The organism is Azospirillum formosense, from assembly GCF_013340925.1.
Taxonomy (GTDB): Bacteria; Pseudomonadota; Alphaproteobacteria; order Azospirillales; family Azospirillaceae; genus Azospirillum; species Azospirillum formosense.
Window position 1 is genome coordinate 1 of sequence record NZ_WHOR01000412.1, and the last position, 3,328, is coordinate 3,328.

3 protein-coding genes are annotated in these 3,328 nt (G+C 67.9%); all 3 read left to right on the top strand.

What is annotated here, in order from left to right:
* A partial coding sequence (locus GBZ26_RS28325) for a PqiB family protein (protein ID WP_174441655.1) occupies window positions 1-1,131 on the top strand: 1,131 nt, incomplete at its 5' end.
* A gap of 8 nt (window positions 1,132-1,139) precedes the next feature.
* A complete protein-coding gene (locus tag GBZ26_RS28330; protein WP_246653874.1) occupies window positions 1,140-1,751 on the top strand; it encodes a PqiC family protein in 612 nt (203 codons plus the stop codon).
* A gap of 322 nt (window positions 1,752-2,073) precedes the next feature.
* Window positions 2,074-3,328 (top strand): pyruvate formate lyase family protein (locus GBZ26_RS28335; protein WP_425599372.1); only part of this gene is annotated, 1,255 nt, incomplete at its 3' end.

The following is a 3,328-nucleotide window of genomic DNA, read 5'->3' on the forward strand; positions in this document are numbered from 1 at the left end:
GTCGGCGATGTGGTCGGCTACGAGTTCTCGCAGGACTGGCAGTCGCTGACCATACCGGTCGTCATCCACGCTCCCTATGACCGGATCGTCCGGCCCAACACCCGCTTCTGGAACGCCAGCGGCCTGTCGGTGTCCATCGGACCCGAGGGGCCGACGGTGGCGCTGGAATCGCTGCAATCGCTGGCGACCGGCGGCGTGTCCTTCGAGACGCCCGGCCTCGGCGGCCCCGGCGACAACGGCGAGATCGCGGCGGAGGGCACGGATTTTCCGCTCTACGAGAACCGCAACGCGGCCAGCGACGCGCGCTTCACCCGGCGGGTTCCCTTCCTGGTGCATTTCGACGGCTCGGTGCGCGGCCTGCATCCGGGGTCGGCAGTGGAGTTCCGCGGCATCCGGGTGGGTGAAGTGACCGACATCCGCCTGGACGTGGATCCGGTGACCGGCGAGGCCCGCATCCCGGTGACCCTGAACATCGAGCCGGAGCGGCTGGGCGGCGAGCTGCCGGCGGCGCACGACACCGAGGCCGCCTATGCCGGCATGAAGGCGTTGGTGGAGCAGGGGCTGCGGGCGCAGTTGCGCACCGGCAACTTGCTGACCGGCGAACTGATCGTGACGTTGGACCTGTTCCCCGACGCCCCGAAACAGACGATGATTTCCGGCGGTCCCTACCCGGAACTGCCCTCCCAGCCGAACGTGCTCGACACGGCGACCAAGACCGCCACCGACCTGATGAACGAGCTGGCCCGCGCGCCCATCGCCGAAACGGTGGTGGAACTGCGCTCGACCATCCAGAAGGCCGGCGCCCTGATCGGCTCGCCGGAGATCGCCCAGGCCGTCGGCTCGCTCAGCCGGTCGCTGGCCGAGCTGGAAAAGACGACGCAGGCGCTGGGCAGCGAGGGCGAGCCGACCATCCGCGCGCTGCGCGACGTGGCGGAAAACACCTCCAAGCTGGTCCGGCAGGCCGAAAAGACGCTCAGCAGCGCGGACGGGCTGGTCAACTCGTCCCGCCCCGCGGTCAGCGACCTGCAGGGGCTGGTGCGCGAACTGACCGCCGCGGCCCGCTCCATCCGCGGTCTGACCGACTATCTCGAACGCCATCCCGAAGCCCTGATCCGGGGTAAACGCGGTTGAGGATTCCCATGGCTCCGATTGTTCATGCCCGTCGCCTTCTGCTGTGCGCCTCCGTCATGGCTTTGCTGGCCGCCTGCAGCACGCCGCCCAGCCGCTTCTACCATCTGGACGCGGTCATGCTGGACGCCGCGCCGCCGGGCGCCGCGCCGTTGCGGGGCGCCGAGGCGCAACGGCGCGTGATCGGGCTGGAAGGGGTGGAGGTCCCCGGCTATCTCGACCGGTCGGAGTTGGTGATGCGGGCGCCAGGCAATCGGCTGGTCGTCCGGGAGTTCGACCGCTGGGGCGGCCCCCTCGACGAGATGGTGACCCGCACACTGTTGCGGAACCTGGAGGCGGACCTGCCGGGAGCGGAGGTCGTCGGCCTGCCGCTTCAGCGCGACTTCCCGCTGTCCCAGGTGGTTGAGGTGACGCTGGACCGCTTCGACGCGGCGGAGGACGGACCGGCGGTTCTGGAGGCGCGCTGGCGCGTCTTCGACCAGGGCGGCGACCGGCTGCGCCGTCTTGGCCACACCGCGGTGCAGGAGCCGGTGAGTGCGGCCGACGATCCCGGCGCCGTCGCCGACGCCCTCAGCCGAACCCTGGCCCGCTTGGCGCAAGATATCGCAAGCGCGCTGCGCTGATCCCGGTCGTCTGTTTTAAAATGGGCGATCCAAATGAAAATATTCGATTCTCGATGGATTGTCTCAAATGCTGCGCCGCAAACACGGCCCATCCTAACAGTTTTTGTGACAGGGCGTGACTTGGATGGTGCTCTGCGTATTTCGCAGAGATTGATTGACTGGGATCAATGTGGCCGGCGAGCTTTGGGCGCCTACTGATTGGGCAAGCGCGATGCTTGGCCGGGCGGGTCCGTCCGGTCCGGCGCCGCGCAACGTGGCGCGGCCCCCGCCGGGGAGGGCAGGGACCGCCGCAGACCAATAGAGGCGCGTCATGGATTCCCTGATGTTCGAACCGAAAATCCCCGTTGCCGAAGCCGAGACGCCGAACCCCTGGCGCGGTTTTGCGCCCGGTTCCTGGCGGACCACGGTCGATCTGCGCGATTTCATCGTGAAGAACGTCCGCCCCTACGGCGGCGACGGCAGTTTCCTCTCCCCGGCCAGCGACCGCACCCTGTCGCTGTGGAACAAAGTGCGCGATCTCCTGAAGGAGGAGCGCGCGGCCAAGGGCGGCGTGCTCGACGCCGACACGGAACTGGTGTCCTCCATCGTCAGCCACGCCCCCGGCTACATCGACCGGGAGCTTGAGGTCATCGTCGGGCTTCAGACGGACAAGCCGCTGAAGCGGTCGATCATGCCCTTCGGCGGCTGGCGCATGGTCAAGACGGGCCTGGAGGCTTACGGCTTCAAGCCCTCAGCCAAGCTGGACGACGTGTTCCCGGCGCTGCGCAAGACGCACAACGACGGCGTGTTCGACGTCTACACCGACGAGATGCTGCGCTGCCGCAAATCGGGCGTCATCACCGGCCTGCCGGACGCCTACGGGCGCGGGCGCATCATCGGCGACTACCGCCGGCTGGCCCTCTACGGCGCCGATTTCCTGATCGCCGACAAGAAGGCGCAGTACAAGAGCCTGGAAGTCGACCGCATCGACGAGAACACGCTGCGCCTGCGCGAGGAGATCACCGAGCAGATCCGCGCGCTTCGCGACCTCGTGACCATGGCGGCGTCCTACGGCTTCGACGTGACCCGCCCGGCGACCAACGCCTTCGAGGCGGTGCAGTGGACGTATCTGGCCTATCTGGCCGCGGTGAAGGAGGCCAACGGGGCGGCCATGTCGCTCGGCCGCGTCTCCAGCTTCCTCGACGTCTACATCGAGCGCGACCTGCGCGAAGGCCGCCTGGACGAGGCGGGCGCGCAGGAACTGATCGACCAGTTCGTCATCAAGCTGCGGATGGTGCGCTTCCTGCGCACGCCGGAGTACGACCAGCTCTTCTCGGGCGACCCGACCTGGGTGACGGAGTGCATCGGCGGCATGGCGCTCGACGGGCGCACGCTGGTGACCAAGGGCAGCTTCCGCATGCTGCACACGCTCCAGAATCTCGGCCCCGCTCCGGAACCGAACCTGACCGTTCTGTGGTCGGAGAGCCTGCCGGAGGGCTTCAAGAAATTCTGCGCGGAGACGTCGATCAAGACCTGCTCGGTGCAGTACGAGAACGACGACCTGATGCGGCCCTACTGGGGCGACGACTACGGCATCG